At 40.5% G+C, this 17,580-nt stretch carries 16 protein-coding genes; 14 read left to right on the top strand and 2 right to left on the bottom strand.

The window, feature by feature from the left end:
- Nucleotides 1-480: 480 nt before the first annotated feature.
- The 8 genes from fmt to spoVM all read left to right on the top strand — a co-directional run bounded on the left by fmt (nt 481) and on the right by spoVM (nt 8,539).
- Nucleotides 481-1,422, top strand: a complete 942-nt coding sequence (gene fmt / locus MKX55_RS15120) for a methionyl-tRNA formyltransferase (RefSeq protein WP_339233390.1) — start codon at nt 481-483, stop codon at nt 1,420-1,422.
- 7 nt (nt 1,423-1,429) lie between these two features.
- Entirely contained in the window at nt 1,430-2,776 is a 1,347-nt protein-coding gene (gene rsmB / locus MKX55_RS15115; RefSeq protein WP_339233389.1) for a 16S rRNA (cytosine(967)-C(5))-methyltransferase RsmB, read from the top strand.
- Between the two features lie 400 nt (nt 2,777-3,176).
- Nucleotides 3,177-3,938, top strand: a complete 762-nt coding sequence (locus tag MKX55_RS15110) for a Stp1/IreP family PP2C-type Ser/Thr phosphatase (protein ID WP_339233388.1) — start codon at nt 3,177-3,179, stop codon at nt 3,936-3,938.
- Nucleotides 3,935-6,148 (top strand): Stk1 family PASTA domain-containing Ser/Thr kinase, encoded by a 2,214-nt coding sequence (gene pknB / locus MKX55_RS15105; RefSeq protein ID WP_339233387.1) that lies wholly within the window; start codon nt 3,935-3,937, stop codon nt 6,146-6,148. The genes MKX55_RS15110 and pknB overlap by 4 nt, the downstream gene beginning before the upstream one ends.
- Entirely contained in the window at nt 6,149-7,030 is an 882-nt protein-coding gene (gene rsgA, locus MKX55_RS15100) for a ribosome small subunit-dependent GTPase A (protein ID WP_339233386.1), read from the top strand. It abuts the gene before it with no gap.
- A 2-nt stretch (nt 7,031-7,032) separates the two neighbouring features.
- Nucleotides 7,033-7,686, top strand: coding sequence for a ribulose-phosphate 3-epimerase (gene rpe, locus MKX55_RS15095; RefSeq protein ID WP_339178308.1), 654 nt, complete (start codon nt 7,033-7,035; stop codon nt 7,684-7,686).
- Nucleotides 7,686-8,333 carry a thiamine diphosphokinase gene (locus MKX55_RS15090; protein ID WP_339233385.1) on the top strand — a complete coding sequence of 216 codons (648 nt, stop codon included), beginning with the start codon at nt 7,686-7,688 and terminating at the stop codon, nt 8,331-8,333. Before rpe ends, MKX55_RS15090 begins: the two co-directional genes overlap by 1 nt.
- A gap of 122 nt (nt 8,334-8,455) precedes the next feature.
- Nucleotides 8,456-8,539 carry a stage V sporulation protein SpoVM gene (gene spoVM / locus MKX55_RS15085; RefSeq protein ID WP_042535106.1) on the top strand — a complete coding sequence of 28 codons (84 nt, stop codon included), beginning with the start codon at nt 8,456-8,458 and terminating at the stop codon, nt 8,537-8,539.
- A 255-nt stretch (nt 8,540-8,794) separates the two neighbouring features.
- Here the strand turns inward: spoVM and rpmB are convergent, their stop codons facing one another.
- Nucleotides 8,795-8,983 carry a 50S ribosomal protein L28 gene (rpmB, locus tag MKX55_RS15080; RefSeq protein WP_010649390.1) on the bottom strand — a complete coding sequence of 63 codons (189 nt, stop codon included), beginning with the start codon at nt 8,981-8,983 and terminating at the stop codon, nt 8,795-8,797.
- Nucleotides 8,984-9,530: 547 nt separating this feature from the next.
- On the opposite strand from rpmB, the gene MKX55_RS15075 reads away from it, so the two are divergent.
- On the top strand, nt 9,531-9,893 hold the full coding sequence (locus MKX55_RS15075; RefSeq protein ID WP_339178296.1) for an Asp23/Gls24 family envelope stress response protein: 363 nt from the start codon (nt 9,531-9,533) through the stop codon (nt 9,891-9,893).
- A 19-nt stretch (nt 9,894-9,912) separates the two neighbouring features.
- Complete coding sequence (locus MKX55_RS15070; protein ID WP_339233383.1) at nt 9,913-11,571, top strand: DAK2 domain-containing protein; 1,659 nt, start codon at nt 9,913-9,915, stop codon at nt 11,569-11,571.
- A gap of 56 nt (nt 11,572-11,627) precedes the next feature.
- Here MKX55_RS15070 and MKX55_RS15065 read toward each other — a convergent pair whose 3' ends face one another.
- On the bottom strand, nt 11,628-12,884 hold the full coding sequence (locus MKX55_RS15065; RefSeq protein ID WP_339233382.1) for an NCS2 family permease: 1,257 nt from the start codon (nt 12,882-12,884) through the stop codon (nt 11,628-11,630).
- 240 nt (nt 12,885-13,124) lie between these two features.
- On the opposite strand from MKX55_RS15065, the gene sdaAB reads away from it, so the two are divergent.
- The 4 genes from sdaAB (at nt 13,125) to fapR (ending at nt 17,577) form a co-directional block, all read left to right on the top strand.
- On the top strand, nt 13,125-13,787 hold the full coding sequence (gene sdaAB / locus MKX55_RS15060) for an L-serine ammonia-lyase, iron-sulfur-dependent subunit beta (RefSeq protein WP_339178289.1): 663 nt from the start codon (nt 13,125-13,127) through the stop codon (nt 13,785-13,787).
- A gap of 15 nt (nt 13,788-13,802) precedes the next feature.
- A complete protein-coding gene (sdaAA, locus tag MKX55_RS15055; RefSeq protein WP_042535096.1) occupies nt 13,803-14,678 on the top strand; it encodes an L-serine ammonia-lyase, iron-sulfur-dependent, subunit alpha in 876 nt (291 codons plus the stop codon).
- A gap of 52 nt (nt 14,679-14,730) precedes the next feature.
- Nucleotides 14,731-16,758, top strand: a complete 2,028-nt coding sequence (gene recG, locus MKX55_RS15050; protein WP_339233381.1) for an ATP-dependent DNA helicase RecG — start codon at nt 14,731-14,733, stop codon at nt 16,756-16,758.
- A 246-nt stretch (nt 16,759-17,004) separates the two neighbouring features.
- A complete protein-coding gene (gene fapR, locus MKX55_RS15045) occupies nt 17,005-17,577 on the top strand; it encodes a transcription factor FapR (RefSeq protein WP_339185269.1) in 573 nt (190 codons plus the stop codon).
- Nucleotides 17,578-17,580: the final 3 nt, after the last annotated feature.

The following is a 17,580-nucleotide window of genomic DNA, read 5'->3' as shown; positions in this document are numbered from 1 at the left end:
TGAAGTAAGAAATTACACTTTATTTTTCTTATAAAAATGACGAAATAATGATTGAAAACAGTAACTAGCGACGGTTTTTGATGGGGCGAGTAATCGCAATGGTTTTCGGTGGGGCGAGTAACCGCAGTCCCAGTCCCGGAAGAAAAACACGTAGACTCCTGGTCGGCTAAGAACGGTCACGTCCTGTGACCAACGACCGACACTAGGACGTCCTGTCCGTCGTGGGAAAGCGCGGAGGGAAGACCCCGCAGAAAAAAAGCGAACTTCTTTTTTTCTACCCGCGCGGCATAAGTGCGACTTTGCTTCTGTCTGCGCCTGATGGCTTGCCAATCAGCAAGTCTTCTTTAAAGGAGATGAGCTCGGGGCCCACGGAAAGCGTAGTGTTTTTCTGGGGCCTAAGATTACTCACCCCATGAAACCCGTTGTAGCGGTAGCTATTAATTTCAATTTATATAACTGGAAGGAAATGAGGGAATAAATTTGAAACGAATCGTTTTTATGGGGACACCAGACTTTGCTGTCCCTGTTTTACAAAAAATTATCGAAAATAACTATGAAGTTGTTCTGGTTGTAACTCAGCCGGACCGGCCGAAAGGAAGAAAAAAAGTCATCACTCCGACGCCAGTCAAAGAAGAAGCCTTAAAACATGGTATAGAGGTATTTCAGCCTGAAAAGCTAAAGAATGATTATCAAGCGCTGGCAGATGCAAAGCCGGACTTGATTATAACGGCAGCCTACGGGCAAATCCTGCCTAAGGAGGTGCTGGATATAGCCCCTTTTGGAGCAATAAACGTACATGCTTCCCTGCTTCCGGAGTTGCGCGGCGGTGCGCCGATTCATTATTCCATTATACAAGGGAAGCAGAAGACAGGAGTAACCATCATGTATATGGCGGAAAAACTGGACGCGGGAGATATCCTGACGCAGGTAGAAGTAGAGATAGAAGACACAGACCATGTCGGCACATTGCATGATAAGCTGGCTGAGGCTGGCTCAGACTTGCTTATTAAAACGCTGCCTGATTTATTTGCTTCTAAAATAACACCTCAGAAGCAGGACGAAGCATTAGCAACCTTCGCATCCAACATTAAACGGGAACAAGAAAAGATTGACTGGAATAATTCCGCCGCGGAGATTTATAATCAAATAAGAGGACTCCACCCTTGGCCTGTTGCATTTACTACCTATCAAGGTAAGGTAATGAAAATCTGGTGGGGAGAAGAAGCAGCAGAAAGCTCGTCTTCCAAGCCGACAGGTGAAATTATCGCGAAGGACAGTTCCTCTTTTACGGTGCAGTGTGGACAGCAAACAAGTATAAAGATAACGGAGATTCAACCTGCCGGAAAGAAGCGCATGAACGTAAAAGATTATTTACAGGCTTCCCGGGACAGGATTCAAATCGGCGTCATACTAGGAGAATAAAATAATTATGAAATATCAACTGAGACAAACCATGCTTGATGTTCTTATTCGGATTGAAAAAGATAAAGGATACAGCAATCTGCTGTTAAATCAGGAATTAAAGCAAAAAGGTTTAATTGAAAAAGATAAGAGATTACTTACAGAAGTTGTTTATGGAACTATACAAAATCAAATAACCATTGACTATTATCTAGCACCATTTATTAAAAATAAGAAAAAAATAGATGTATGGGTGAAACAGCTGTTAAGAATGTCTGTATACCAGATGGTGTATTTAGAAAAAATTCCGGATCATGCTGTTCTTCATGAATCTGTTGAAATTGCTAAGATACGCGGTCATAAAGGGATAGCTTCTTTCGTGAACGGAATATTGCGCAGTATGCAGCGGAATGGTCTGCCGGACCTATCCTTGATAAAGGATCCTGTGGAACGAATTTCGGTTGAGACAAGCCATCCAATCTGGCTCGTTGAAAGATGGATAGAAATGTATGGCAAAGAACGGACCGAAGCAATGTGCCATGAAAATTTAAAGCATTTCCCTATGTCTATCCGGATTCAGCCTATGAAAACAAATCGTGAAACGGTTATGGAGCAGCTTGAAAGGGAAGGATTCACGGTATCAGTATCCCAATTTTCACCACAGGGTATTTTGATTGAAAAAGGAAATATCTTTAAAACAAATCTTTTGCAGGACGGGTTAGTAACTATACAGGACCAAAGCTCCATGCTTGCGGCCGAATCATTAAAATTAGAATCAGGCATGAAAGTGCTGGATACATGCAGTGCGCCGGGTGGAAAGGTAACACATATTGCAGAGAAAATGACAGATCGGGGAGATATTCATGCCTATGATCTGCATCAGAAAAAAGTGAAATTAATCGAAGAAAAAGCAGCAGTATTGAATTTACATTCGATAGCGGCCTTTCAAGGGGACGCCAGAAAACTTAATGAAAAGTATGAAGAAGAAAGCTTTGACCGGATTCTTATCGACGCTCCCTGTTCCGGTTTAGGCGTTATTAACGGCAAGCCTGAAATAAAATATGAAAAACAAGTGCAAGATATTGAGCGTCTTGCAGCCATTCAGCTGGATATTGTGCAGGCTGCAGCAAAACTTTTAAAACCAGATGGGTTGCTTATTTACAGCACCTGTACAGTTGACAAAGAAGAAAATAACCAAGTAATCCAGAAATTTATAGAAAAAAATGATGGATTTAGTGTGGACCTCTCCTTTAGAGAGGACCTTTCCGAACCATTAAAACAGGCGCCAGGCTGGTCATCAGAAGGATTACAACTATTCCCCCAAGATTTTCAAACAGATGGATTTTTCCTGACAAGAATCAAACGGAATAGGTAAAGGATGTTTACTAGAGGAAAAAGTTTCATTTAACTTATAGAATGCATAGTTTTAATCTACGGAAGAATGTGCCATAATTATAAAGAAGTCTATACGGATATTTAAATAATGAAAAACGCATAATCCGGTTTTATCAAGGTGTTACTGACTGGGACTGCGATTACTCGTCCCATCGAAGGACTTTTGTAAGATTCCTGATTCCAGAAGAGAGAATCGAAAATTCTAAGCGGGACTTCAGCAGTGAGTAACAGTCCGATCAGTTTAATTATCATTTCGTGGAGAAGAAAAGCCCCGCGAAATGAAGTTTCACTTTATCTTATTTGTGGACATTCATTTACGAAAAGTAATCAGTATTGTTTGAGAAAGATATATATTTGGATTTGTAAAGGGGGAGTAGCTCTTGAAAGGACTTTTCTTAACGCATTGCGGACAAGTTCGCAATCATAATGAAGATGCAGGCGGTGTTTTTGAAAATAAAAGCAAGCAGCCAATTGCCATTATTGCTGATGGCATGGGAGGTCATCAAGCAGGTGATGTAGCAAGTATGCTGGCTGTTGAAAATATTAAAAACAGATGGGTAGAAACCGAACAAGTTGAAAACACAGATGAGATTGAACAGTGGTTTCAACAAACTATTAGAGAAACAAATGAACAAATTTTTCAGAAATCGCAAGAAAACAAGCAGCTGGAAGGGATGGGGACAACCCTTGTAGCTGTAGTGATAATAGGAGATTCCCTTACAATTGCCCATATTGGGGACAGCCGCTTGTATATTGCCAGAGGCAGTCAACTTGAACAGCTGACAGAGGATCATTCCTTTGTAAATGAGCTTGTAAAAAGAGGCGAGATTACAGAGGGGGATGCTGAAGTTCATCCTTATAAAAATTATATTATTCGTGCTCTGGGGACAGATGCCAAAGTTGATACAGATGTAAAGACGCTGACATGGCAGGCGGGAGACCGGCTGCTGCTATGTTCAGATGGCCTGTCAGATAAACTCAGTCAAACGGAATTAGCACAGCATATTACAGCAGATAACGAGATGGATGAGATAGGTCACCAACTTGTTGATTTAGCGAATCAGCGCGGTGGAGAAGATAATATTTCGCTTATCTTGATAACACATGACGGTTCAGGCTCGGAGGCAGGTGAACCTGCATGAACACGGGACACTTATTAAATGACCGTTATCGAATCGAGAGAAAAATAGGCGGCGGCGGAATGGCTAATGTCTTTCTCGCCAGAGATACCATTCTTGAGCGTGATGTAGCTGTTAAAGCATTGCGTACCGACTATGTACATGACCAGGAGTTTATTGCACGTTTTGACCGTGAAGCGCAATCTGCAAGCTCTCTCTCTCATCCGAATATTGTCAATATCTTCGATGTCGGAGAAGACGATCAGGTATTGTATATGATTATGGAATATGTAGAGGGGATGACTTTAAAGGAGTATATTCAGCAGTTTGGGCCAATAGAGGTTCCCCTTGCGCTGGATATCATGAAACAGATCGCTTCTGCTATTGCGCTGGCACATGAAAATGATATTATTCATCGTGATATCAAGCCTCAAAATATATTAATTGACCGTTTTGGTCAGGCGAAAGTGACAGATTTCGGGATTGCGATGGCTCTCAGTGCAACCGCATTGACGCAAACCAATTCCATCCTGGGTTCTGTTCATTATCTGTCACCGGAGCAGGCGCGCGGCGGGATGGCAACAAAAAAATCAGATATTTATTCATTAGGTATTGTATTGTTTGAATTACTGACTGGAAAATTGCCTTTTTCTGGGCAATCCCCAGTATCTATTGCATTAAAACATTTGCAAAGCGATACACCGTCTGTGAAAGAAATCAACCCGGATATCCCGCAGAGTGTGGAGAATATTGTTTTGCAGGCAACAGCTAAAAATTCATTTTATCGTTATGAAGATGTCTATCAGTTTGAGGCAGCTCTTGAAACTGCATTGTCACCGGAAAAATTACATGAGGATCCTTTTACGATTCCGGATGAAGAAGGCGACGAGACAAAAGCGATTCCAATTATTACAGATGATGATTTGTCCGAGGATGATACAGAAGCAGGACGGACGATAGTTCATCAAGCGGATACGGAGCCGACAAAAAGCTACCCGGATGATGACAATAAAAAGAAAAAAGAAAAGAAGAAAAAGAAACCTGCCAGTAAAAAGAAAAAAATTATCTGGATATCGATTCTATTATTATTACTTATCGGTATCGGAACTGCTGCGGTTGTGTATGCGATGCAGCCTCAAGATGTCACGATAGCCGATTATGTAAATGAACCGGCAGATGAAGCAAGAGAGGCACTGGAAAGTCAAAATCTTCTAGTTGAAATAGAAGAGGTTAATTCGGAGGAAATTGAGGCCGGATATGTGGAGAGAACCAATCCTGTTGCTGGAAGAACAATCAAAGAAGGGGCAGCAATCACCCTGTTTGTCAGTCAAGGGCCAGAGCAAGTGGAATTTGGTGATTTTGTCGGAGAAGATTTTGAAGAGGTGGAAGCACAATTGAACCAAGAAGGTTTTGAGGATATTACACCTTTTGAAAGAAACTCTGACCAGCCTGTCGGTGAGATTATTTCACAGGTTCAGCCGGATCCGGAATCATCTGTCGTTCCAGCAGATACGAAGGTTATTTTTGAAGTCAGTGCCGGGCCAGAGATGGTGAGCCTTAATAACCTGACAGGAATGAGTGAAGAAGAAGCACAAGCTTATGTAGATCGTAATGAATTAGTTATGAATAAGCATGAAGAGCATTCAGATGATGTCGAAGAAAGGCTTGTTGTCAGACAATCTCCAGAATCAGGAACAGATATTGAAAAAGGTTCTACCGTTGATGTTTATTTCTCTTTAGGGCCGGAAGAGGAACCGCCGCGGTCTCATTCTGTTTCGTATATGGTTCCATATACGCTTAATAATGAAGAGGAATCAGCTGAAGAAGGCGGGGAAGAGAACGAAGGAAATCAAGAGGAAGACAACGAAGAAGAATCATCTGGTGACGGGAATAATGACGAAGAGCAAAACAGCGAATCAGATGAAGAGAATGCAGAGAACGAGGACACAAATAATGAAGATTCGAATAACGAAGATTCCAATAATGAAGAAGCAAATGCAGAGAATGAAGAAGAAACAGAACCGGCAGAACCAGAGGAGCAAACGGTGCGGATCTATATAGGTGACAGTAATAACGATATTTCAGATGTATATCGGGAAGAGACAATAACAGAAGATACGGAAGTAACGTTCACATTAACGATTGCGCCAGGAACGGATGCCGAATATCGAATCACCAGAGATGACGAGGAAATTACGGAAAGGACTGTATCCTATGATGGAGAGGAAGAGTAGATGGCAGTAGGAAGAATTATTAAAGCGTTAAGCGGCTTCTACTATGTACAGTCAAATGAAGGAGTTTATGCTTGCAGGGGCAGAGGGGTGTTCCGGAATAAAAAAATCACCCCTTTGGTTGGCGATTTTGTGGAATTTGAAGTTCGTAATGAAGTAGAAGGCTATATTATGAAAGTAAGAGACAGGTCGAATGAGCTTATTCGACCTCCTATTGCGAATATTGATCAAGTAGGAATTGTCAGTGCGGCAACTTCTCCGGACTTCAATCCGCTATTGCTGGACCGCTTTCTTGTCCTTGTAGAATCAAAGCATATCCAGCCTTTGATTCTTATTACAAAAATGGATTTAATAGCGCAAGCAGAAATCGATAGAATTAAGGAGTATCAAACAGCTTATCAGGAGATTGGCTATGAAGTGAAGCTGTTATCATCCAAAGAGCCGGAATGGATTTCCGAAGTAATGCCCTATTTTAAAGATAAGGTGACCGTTTTTGCGGGGCAGTCCGGGGTCGGGAAATCATCGTTATTAAACACACTGGATCCAAATCTGTATTTGGAAACAGCTGAGATTTCAAAAAGTCTTGGAAGAGGAAAGCATACCACAAGGCATGTAGAGCTCCTGGCAATTGGAGAAGGGCTTGTGGCGGACACACCTGGGTTTAGTGCGTTAGAGTTTTCCGATTTAGAGGCGGAAGATTTAGGACCCTGTTTTCCGGAAATAAGACTTCATATGCCGGATTGTAAATTTCGGGGCTGTTTGCATGATAAAGAACCCAAATGTGCAGTGAAAGCAGCTGTTTCGGATGGAGCTATAGCTGAATTCAGATACGATCATTATTTACGTTTCCTAGAAGAAATTAAAACAAGAAAGCCGAGGTATTAATTATGACAAAAATAGCACCTTCTATTTTATCAGCTGATTTTGCCAAGCTTGGAGACGAAATCAAAGAAGTGGAACAAGCCGGGGCAGATTATATTCATGTTGATGTCATGGATGGACATTTTGTTCCTAACATTACCATTGGTCCTTTAATCGCAGATGCGATTAAACCAATTACAAATTTGCCGTTAGATGTTCATTTAATGATAGAAAATCCAGATGCATATATACCGCAATTTGCTAAAAGTGCATCTATCATTACCGTCCATCAAGAAGCCTGTGTGCATCTGCACCGTACATTACAACTGATTCGTTCCCATGGTGTAAAGCCGGGCGTCGTCATTAACCCGGGCACTTCAGCCGAAGCCATTAAGCCGGTTTTAACGGAAGTGGATCTTGTTTTATTAATGACTGTAAATCCTGGCTTTGGGGGGCAGTCTTTCATTAAAGAAGTTGTCCCTAAGGTTGCCCAGATAGCCTCATGGCGTGAAGAAATGGGCTTAAGCTTTGAAATAGAAATCGATGGCGGTGTAAATGAGGAAACAGCGCCTGTATGTACGGAAAATGGTGCAGATGTATTAGTAGCAGGAAGTGCTATTTTTAATCAGCGTGACCGAAAAGCAGCCATTGATGTGATTCGCAAGAGTGCAGAGAAATAATGATGCGTGTCGGCATTGTAGGTAATGGTCCGAAAGAACAGTTACCTAATCTGTTAACCTATCAAGAGGAAGTGGATTTTTGGATTGGCGCTGACCGCGGGGCACTTTATTTAGCAGAGCATGGAATAACGATAGACATTGCACTTGGAGATTTTGATTCTGTCACTGAGAGTGAATATGCTATTATTGAAAAACATGCGGAGCTTTTTGATAAGTACCCGGTGATGAAGAATCAGACGGATTTAGAGATTGCTATCGAGATGGGAAAAAAGAAGGAAGCAAGTGAATTTTACTTGTTTGGCGTAACTGGGGGCAGGCTGGATCATGCATTAATGAATCTGCAGCTGCTTTACCCATTATTACAGCAAGGAAAGCGTGCGGTCATACTAGATAGGGGAAACCATATTGAAATGCTGGAGCCGGGCAGCTATTCAGTGGAGGAGGAAGGATATTCTTATATTTCTTTTTTAGCATTTACTCCTGAGGCTGCCGGATTAACATTGACCGGATTTGTATATCCATTAGAAAATAAAACGATACACTGGGGTTCATCTTTATGCATATCTAATGAGCTTAGTCAAAAAAAAGGTACTTTTTCTTTCTCTAAAGGCATACTAATACTAGTAAAGAGTTATGATGCAGTTTAACTAATGATAAGTGTTCAACATTACGATAAAGGGGATTAAGAAGTTCGATATGTCGTTTTACCGGACTTTTTGAACATCCTTTAGGAGCAAATAGGATAGTTAAACAGGGAGGGCCTTTATAAATGAAATTTTATACGATTAAGCTTCCTAAGTTTGTAGGCGGATTTGTAAAAGTGATTATTGGTGTATTTAAAAAAGAAAAGTAATAGTAAACGAGCTTTTGTCATTAACGGCAAAAGCTTATTTTTTAGAGAAATTTAGAGAAATCCGTTTAGCCGAAAGAGGTAATTTTTGGAAAAAAGTAAAGCTGAAAATAATCTCTTCGTGGAGAAAAGACCTGAAACTGATAACCATGATATGTATTTATTACTTCACCAATGATAGTTAAATTTTTTTTTAGACACAAAAAAACACCATGCAAAACATGGTGTTTTTAAGGCATATGCACATATTTTCGTATATTATACACGTTCTACTTTGCCTGATTTTAATGCACGAGCAGATACATATACTTTCTTCGGTTTTCCATCTACCATAATACGTACTTTTTGTACATTTGCTTTCCAATTACGCTTGTTGGAATTCATAGCGTGAGAACGTTGGTTACCACTACGTGTTTGGCGTCCAGTTACAACACATTTTCTAGCCATGTCATTCCCTCCTTACATTCCAAAATCAGTATACCACTAACTTAATTTATCATAACTTCCCCGATATTGCAATTGAATCTTTTTTATTCGTTAAAGACCGTATGTTTTTTGAGAGCTAAGAAAGTATATGAAAAATGTAGAAGATAGCCGCTCCAACGTGTTTCATGGGATGAGTAATCTTAGGCCCCAGAAATACACTCCGCTTTCCGTGGGCCCCGAGATCACCTCCCTTAAAGAAGACTAACTGATGTTTTTATTTTTCTTAAGCAATCCTATGAAAGAAAAATTGCTTGACAGATGAATGAAAATCATCCATTGTAATAGTGGAGTTTTTTCTTCTGCCTAGTTTTAGAGGACAATTGTTGAGAGGATAGGTTTTCTAATTCTCGCAGGCTCCCTTTTAAAATGGCAGAGCATATAGTATAATTTTAATCATATATGATGGAAAAAATGGATGATCAAATGGCGCGAGGGCAATGATTACTCGTCCCATTCAATTTGTTTGAACAGCGATAAAACATACTTTGTAATAAAAGGAGCTGTAGTTATGTCAATAGAGTTGCATACAAACGATGGACTCGTTACGATAACAACAGATGTTATTGCAACAATAGCTGGTGGAACAGCTGTTGAATGCTATGGAATTGTAGGGATGGCATCGAAAAGCCAAATTAAAGATAATATTTCAGAAATACTGCGTAAAGAGAACTATTCTAAAGGAATTGTTGTTCGTCAAGAAGACGGAAAGCTACATATTGACTTGTTTATTATTGTAAGCTATGGCACAAAAATTTCCGAAGTGGCACATAATGTGCAATCACAAGTAAAATATACACTTAGTCAATCCTTAGGATTAGAAATCGATTCGGTAAATATATTTATTCAAGGTGTCCGAGTAGAAAAGGAATAGAGCAGAAGGAGGAGAAGATGTGGCAGTTGAGAAAATAGATGCAGCATTATTATCACAGATGGTGTTGACCGGAGCTTACCATCTTTCGAATAATGCACAAAAAATTGACGCATTAAATGTTTTCCCTGTTCCTGACGGGGATACCGGAACAAATATGAATTTAACAATCACTTCTGGAGCAAATGAAGTGAAAAAATTGGAAACAGACAAAGTTTATGAAGTGACAAGTGCTTTTTCAAAGGGATTATTAATGGGAGCCAGAGGGAATTCTGGTGTTATTTTATCTCAGATTTTCCGCGGCTTTGCGAAAGCGTGTGAAGGAAAAAAAGAGCTTTATGTAAAAGATTTTGCGGAAGCCTTTGAAGGGGCTGTCCATGCAGCTTATAAGGCGGTTATGAAGCCCGTAGAAGGAACTATTCTTACCGTAGCAAAAGACACTGGAAACAAAGCAATGGAATTTTCGGAGAATGATTTGGACATCGTTGCGTTTATGGAAGAAATATTAAAAGAAGCCAAAGCATCATTAAAACGGACTCCCGACTTATTGCCTGTATTAAAGGAAGTAGGGGTTGTGGACTCCGGCGGTCAAGGTCTGGTGACGATTTATGAAGGCTTTCTTGCTGCGCTAAAGGGTGAAGAACTGCCGGAAGAGTCGGATGCTGCTGGTAAAATGGACGAAATGATCAATGCCGAACATCATAAAGTAACTCAGGATTTCATGAATACTGAGGATATTGTATATGGGTATTGTACAGAGTTTATGGTGAAATTAGAAAATGATAAATTAAAAGATCATCCTTTTGATGAAACGACTTTCCGTAATGAATTAAGTGAATGGGGAGATTCCCTCCTTGTTGTTGCAGATGAGGAAATTGTAAAAGTGCACGTACATGCTGAAGCTCCAGGCACGTGCTTAAATCTGGCGCAGCAATATGGCAGCCTGATTAACCTGAAAATCGAAAACATGCGGGAGCAGCATACAGCAATTGTCGGGGATAAAAAAGAAGCGCCAAAAGAAAAATCCGCTTATGGCATTGTGACTGTAGCAATGGGAAATGGATTAAAGGAACTGTTTGAAAACTTAGGGGCTGCCGTAGTCATTGAAGGTGGACAGACAATGAACCCGAGCACGAAGGATATTACCGATGCAATTGAAAAAGCAAATGCAAAGAAAATCATTATCCTTCCTAATAATAAAAATATCCAAATGGCAGCGGAGCAGGCGGCAGAATTAGCCGGCGATCATGTTAGAGTGGTTCCCACTAAAACGATACCACAAGGAATCAGTGCTATGCTGTCATTCCACCCCGAATCATCTTTAGATGAAAATAAATCTGTGATGGAAGAGGCAGGAAAGCAAGTCCGGAGTGGACAAATAACCTATGCAGTAAGGGATACCCAAATTGATGGTATCGATATTGCTAAAGGGCATTTTATGGGAATTGATGAAGGAAAGATTGTGACAACACATAAGCAAAAACAAGAAACGGCTCAAGACCTCATTGATAAAATGATTTCAGAGGACAGTGAAATCTTAACGATTCTTTCAGGGGAAGATGTTTCTGCAGAAGAAGTGGAAGCATTAGAAGCCTATGTAGAAGCGAAGTATGATGAAATTGAAGTTGAAGTTCATCGAGGAGAACAGCCTATCTATTCTTATATTTTCTCGGTTGAGTAAGAAAAATAAAGCAAAGTCCAGTCTGATATTATAATCGGGCTGGACTTTGCTTTTATTTATACACCAACGATTTTTAAAACAAATTCGATAAAAAATAAAGTAGATATAAGCAGCAGCGGCTTAGATATTTCATTTCTCTTTCCGAGTGCCAATTGCACAATAGGATAGGCAATAAAACCAAATGCCATTCCATCACCAATACTATAGGTGAATGGAATCATCACTATAATGAGCAGTGCCGGGATACATTCGGAAAATTGATTCCAGGGCAAGTACTTCATGTTTTGAACCATTAAGAATCCGACAATAATTAGAATCGGACTCATTGCTGTTGCAGGAATAATGGAAATCCATGGAATAAATACCACCGTAGCCAAAAATAAGATACCAGCAGTTATCGCTGCTCTGCCTGTCTTTCCACCTGATGCTATCACAGCTGCATTTTCAGCACTTGAAATCGTAGGCGATGTTCCCAATATACCAGAAAGAAACGAAGATGTTGCGGTAATCCGATAAGACTTCTGAAAAGCTTCAGGTGATTTCAGCATATCCAGCTGGCTGGATAATGTACCCATATTTTCAAAAATCAAAATTAAAGTTAATGTAAATACAGATAACCAAAAAGAGATATCGCCGATTGCTGTAAACGAAGGAATAAATAGTAATTCATCCAAGTTAAAACTCACGGATGAAACGCCATTTGTCGGAACATTTAATGCCATAGCAACGAAAGTACCGATAATCATGGTGATTAAAAAATTTGCCGGTACTCCTTTTACAAACAGGTAAATTGCAACAAATAATGTAATCAGCCCTGCAATCACAGATGGTGAAGTAAAATCACCGATTGTAATAACAGTTTGTTCTCCGCTTGTAACAATCCCGCTGTTTTCAACACCGATCAGAATTAAGAAAAAACCTAATCCGATTGTTATCCCGTGCTGCAGAGAGTCCGGTATAGCTTCTTTTAGGATGGTACTGAGCTTTGTGAAGGCGGTAACCATAAATAATAACCCTGCTAAACAGACAACTGCTAATCCTTCATGAAAGCTAAAGCCATTATTTCCAATGATTGAAAAAGCAAATAAGGCGTTAATCCCCATACCAGGAATTAAGATTAAAGGAAGCTTTCCGAAAACCCCCATCATGACAGTGCCGGCAAAACTCGCTAAAATGGTTGCTATCATCCCGTTTTCTAATGAAAGCCCTGCTTCACTTAGAATGCTGCCATTTACAACAACGATATACACTGTTGTCAGATAACCGATAATACCAGCAACAATATCTTTTCTTAACGTATTTTTTTGTTGCATAGGAAACCTCAATATTTTATTATCCCTCTCCCGCCCAATAAAGAATGAAATCTTTATCCACAATTGAATATTATAAGAAGATGTTCAGAAAGTCAATGTTACCAGGAATTAGGCTGAGAATCTTTATAAAGATTCGAACGCATGGTTGCTTTTTTATCAAGATTAAATTGTGAATGAACTTCGTATTTTTGTTATAATGATAAAGGAAAGCTTAAACAATTACAGGGCGGTGTTATTTTTATGAAATATAATTCCGTATTCGATATTATCGGTCCGGTTATGGTGGGACCCTCCAGCTCACATACAGCAGGGGCGGCACGTATTGGAAAAGCAGCCCGAAATCTATTTGGCAGACAGCCCGCTTGGGCAAAAATACACCTCTATGAATCTTTCGCTAAAACCTATCGGGGACATGGAACAGATTTTGCACTTGTCGGCGGTCTTTTAGGCATGGAAACCGATGACTCGCAAATTAGTAACTCTTTGCAGCTGGCAAAAGAGAAAGGTTTAGAGGTTGAATTTATTGAGGATAGTGCAGCAGTAGACCATCCGAATACAGTCCGCATGATTATTGGAGATGACAAAGAACAGCAAGAGCTGATGGGAATATCTATTGGCGGAGGGAAAGTGGAGATTACAGAATTGAACGGTTTTGAACTCCGGTTATCCGGGAATCATCCCGCTATTTTAATTATGCATAATGACCGTTTTGGCGCGATTGCCTCAGTAACGAGAATTCTGGCAAAATATGAATTGAATATTGGACATATGGAAGTAAACCGAAAAGACGTTGGCAAAGAGGCGCTGATGGTTATTGAGGTGGATCAGAATATAGAAGATTCTATATTACAGGAGCTGCAGGCTGCTGATCATATAATCTCTATTGCAAAGATTGTAAGTTAAAAAGGGGGAATTGCGATGTTTCGAACAGTTGCAGAGTTAGTGGAAATGGCCAAAACAGAAAACATCCCCATATCAGAAGTGATGATACGACAAGAAATGGATGTAAAAGAGAAAACGAGAGATGAAGTTTTTGCCGAGATGGAAAAAAATCTCGTCGTTATGGAAAATGCGATTGAGGATGCACTGAAAGGAGTCCAATCCGTAACAGGACTTACTGGCGGAGATGCTGTGAAAGTGCAAAAATATATGAAAGAAAAAACCCCGCTGTCCGGTAATTTAATGATGGACGCGGTCAGTAAAGCAATGGGAACAAATGAAGTAAATGCAGCCATGGGAATCATTTGTGCCACCCCCACTGCCGGGAGCGCTGGCTGTGTGCCGGGCACACTATTTGCGGTGAAGGAACAATTGAATCCGACGAGAGAAGAAATGGTGCGGTATTTATTCACTTCCGGAGCATTTGGCTTTGTGGTGGCAAACAATGCGTTTATTTCTGGTGCAGCAGGCGGATGTCAAGCGGAAGTCGGATCAGCAGGAGCAATGGCCTCCGCGGCTATCGTTGAAATGGCGGGAGGTACACCAGAGCAGTCCGCTCACGCTTTTGCAATGACATTGAAAAACATGCTTGGCTTGGTATGTGACCCGGTAGCTGGTTTAGTAGAAGTTCCGTGCGTGAAGAGAAATGCAGGAGGTTCCTCTCTTGCTATTGTATCTGCAGACTTAGCTTTAGCGGGTGTAGAAAGCCGTATTCCATGTGATGAAGTCATTGGAGCAATGTATCGAATCGGAAAACAAATGCCTTCTTCTTTACGTGAAACAGGGGAAGGCGGCTTGGCTGATACGCCAACGGGACGATTCCTAAAAGAAAAAATCTTTGGGGTATCTGTCTAACCGAAGAAAAGATAAGAAATAGCAATAGCTCTTGCAGAAAAGGATGTTGGAAATGAATGAATCAATCTTAGAAGTGAAAGGTATTGGCGAAAAGGTAGCAGAACAGCTTGCCTTCATGCATATTTACGAGACGAACGATATATTACAATATTTCCCGTATCGATATGATATTTATGAAGAAAAACCTCTGCAAGAGCTGGTTCATGATGAGAAGGTTACGATTAAAGGGAAGGTCGTTTACAATCCTTCTCTTACTTTTTTTGGAAAGAAAAAATCACGGTTAAGCTTCACGGTAGAAGTGGAAGGGATTGCTGTCAAAGCGATTATGTTTAACCGGGCATTCGCAAAGAAACAGATTCAACAGGGACAAGATATTACCTTAACGGGAAAATGGGACGCACACCGGCTGCAAATTACAGTCAGTAAATATAAAACGGGAAAAATGGAAGAAAATGATTCCATTACCCCTGTATATTCAGTGAAAGGCGATTTAACTTCGTATAAATTCCAGAAGCTGATCAAGCAGGTGCTTGACTCACATGAGGACGATATCACAGAGATTCTACCTGCTTCTTATTTGGAAATTTATAAGCTTCCGGAAAGAAAAACTGCTGTAAGGACGATGCATTTTCCGGAGAGCAGAGTTGCTTTAAAGCATGCGCGGAGACGGTTTATCTATGAAGAATTTCTGCTGTTTCAGCTGAAGATGCAATTGATTCGAAAAATAAATCGTGAATCAACAAAAGGAAATGAACAGGAGTATCAGATAAATAACGTTCAAAGTTTTATTACATCCTTGCCATTTACCTTAACCGACGCACAGCAAAAAGCATTGAATGAAATTTTAAAGGATATGAAAAGTGCTTATCGAATGAATCGGCTGCTTCAAGGCGATGTTGGGTCCGGGAAAACCGCTGTTGCGGCAATCTGCCTATACGCTGCTGTTACAGCAGGTAAGCAGGGAGCTTTAATGGTTCCTACTGAAATTCTAGCAGAACAGCATTTTCAATCCTTTCAAACGATGCTGGAAGGCAGAGCAAACGTTGCCTTGCTAACAGGATCTGTAAAGGGAAAGAAACGTAAAGAGCTGACCCGGCAAATTGAAAATCAAGAAATTGATATTGTGATTGGAACGCATGCGCTTATTCAGGAGGATGTCTTATTTAAGGATTTAGGTTTAGCAATTGTGGATGAGCAGCATCGCTTTGGCGTTGCGCAGCGCAGGACACTGCGAGATAAAGGGCTGGATCCGGATGTCTTATTTATGACAGCAACCCCGATTCCCAGAACGCTTGCGATTACAACGTTTGGCGATATGGATGTATCCATTATCAACCAGCTTCCTTCCGGGAGAAAAGAGATTGAAACATTATGGGTGAAGGAAAATATGTTTGAACGGATTCTTGATTTTATTCAAGAGCGGGTTAAGCAGGGCGAGCAGGCATATATTATCAGTCCGCTTATCGAGGAATCGGATAAATTAGATATTCAAAACGCCGTGGATTTGTATCATCAGCTGACAGCTTACTATGATAATGAAATGGAAATTGGCTTAATGCATGGCCGCCTGTCTTCCGCGGAGAAGGATGAAGTAATGCGCGATTTTGCAGATAACAGGGTAAAGGTGTTAGTTTCAACAACCGTTGTTGAAGTCGGAGTGAACGTTCCGAATGCTACCGTAATGGTAATTTACGATGCAGAACGTTTTGGCTTGTCACAGCTGCATCAGCTCCGGGGACGCGTCGGCAGAGGAAGCAAGCAAAGTTATTGTATTCTCATTGCAGAACCTAAAGGGGAAGTAGGCAAAGAGCGGATGCGCATCATGTCAGAAACAAGTGACGGATTTGAACTGTCCGAACAGGACTTGCAATTGCGCGGACCGGGCGATTTTTTTGGCAGAAAACAAAGCGGTATGCCTGAATTTAAAGTAGCTGACATGGTACACGATTACCGCGCGCTGGAAACTGCACGCCAGGATGCACAGCATATTGTTGAAAATAATTTATTACAATCCGAGGACTACAAATATTTAAAGGAAATATTAGCAGAAGAAGAGGGTCTGCTTGAAAAATTGGATTAGTCCAGAGACAGCAGTTAAATCAATAGATTACTTGCATAAAAAAGCATGCTATTATATATTACTATTAGTACCAAGTCTTAAAACGAAGCTTCACCATCGGCAGTATTCAATAAGCGCTCTTTTTCCCTGATCGAGACAAGAGACGGGACGATGCTTACCAATATTGACAGGTTAATGAGATTTATTGAATATGATAAAAAAGAATCGGCACCTCTGAAAATATTAGATGAAAGTTTGATGATAGAAATGAGACGATCAAAAGCAGAACGGCAATCGTTATTAAGAGCAAAAATCGAAGACTCTCCATTTGTAACGGATGAACAGCTTGCAAAAGATTTTCAAGTGAGTATTCAAACGATTCGGCTGGACCGTATGGAGCTGTCTATTCCTGAACTTCGTGAACGGATAAAACATGTGGCTACAAAGCAATGGAATGAAACAGTTAAAGCTTTGCCAGTGGAAGAAGTAATTGGAGATATTATTGACTTGGAATTGGATGAGCGGGCTATCTCTATGCTCGATATCACGTCAGAGTTTGTTTTTTCCAGAAATAAAATTGCCAGAGGGCATCATCTGTTTGCCCAGGCAAATTCATTAGCTGTGGCCGTCATTAATGATGAACTTGCTTTAACTGCTAAGTCTACCCTGCGTTTTAAAAGACAGGTTAAAGAAGGCGAAAGAGTGATTGCCAAAGCGATTGTTAAAGGAAGAGACAAGCGGGGGTACACCATCGTGGAAGTGAACAGCTTTGTGAATAATGAACCTGTGTTTACAGGTGAATTTTTCATGTTTCATTCCAGTGAAAGCAAAGGAGAATAAATC

This window comes from Oceanobacillus sp. FSL W7-1281, from assembly GCF_037969835.1.
Classification (GTDB): Bacteria; Bacillota; Bacilli; order Bacillales; family Amphibacillaceae; genus Oceanobacillus; species Oceanobacillus oncorhynchi.
Note: the sequence above shows the minus strand (reverse complement) of the source record. Positions and strands in the feature narration are given on the sequence as shown.

Coding starts and splice junctions, on each gene's coding strand:
- MKX55_RS15065 (WP_339233382.1), bottom strand. CDS start 12,884: ATGCAACAAAAAAATACGTTAAGAAAAGATATTGTTGCTGGTATTATC.
- MKX55_RS15090 (WP_339233385.1), top strand. CDS start 7,686: ATGATGCGTGTCGGCATTGTAGGTAATGGTCCGAAAGAACAGTTACCT.
- pknB (WP_339233387.1), top strand. CDS start 3,935: ATGAACACGGGACACTTATTAAATGACCGTTATCGAATCGAGAGAAAA.
- spoVM (WP_042535106.1), top strand. CDS start 8,456: ATGAAATTTTATACGATTAAGCTTCCTAAGTTTGTAGGCGGATTTGTA.
- sdaAA (WP_042535096.1), top strand. CDS start 13,803: ATGTTTCGAACAGTTGCAGAGTTAGTGGAAATGGCCAAAACAGAAAAC.
- rpe (WP_339178308.1), top strand. CDS start 7,033: ATGACAAAAATAGCACCTTCTATTTTATCAGCTGATTTTGCCAAGCTT.
- recG (WP_339233381.1), top strand. CDS start 14,731: ATGAATGAATCAATCTTAGAAGTGAAAGGTATTGGCGAAAAGGTAGCA.
- fapR (WP_339185269.1), top strand. CDS start 17,005: ATGAGACGATCAAAAGCAGAACGGCAATCGTTATTAAGAGCAAAAATC.
- rpmB (WP_010649390.1), bottom strand. CDS start 8,983: ATGGCTAGAAAATGTGTTGTAACTGGACGCCAAACACGTAGTGGTAAC.
- rsmB (WP_339233389.1), top strand. CDS start 1,430: ATGAAATATCAACTGAGACAAACCATGCTTGATGTTCTTATTCGGATT.
- MKX55_RS15075 (WP_339178296.1), top strand. CDS start 9,531: ATGTCAATAGAGTTGCATACAAACGATGGACTCGTTACGATAACAACA.
- rsgA (WP_339233386.1), top strand. CDS start 6,149: ATGGCAGTAGGAAGAATTATTAAAGCGTTAAGCGGCTTCTACTATGTA.
- sdaAB (WP_339178289.1), top strand. CDS start 13,125: ATGAAATATAATTCCGTATTCGATATTATCGGTCCGGTTATGGTGGGA.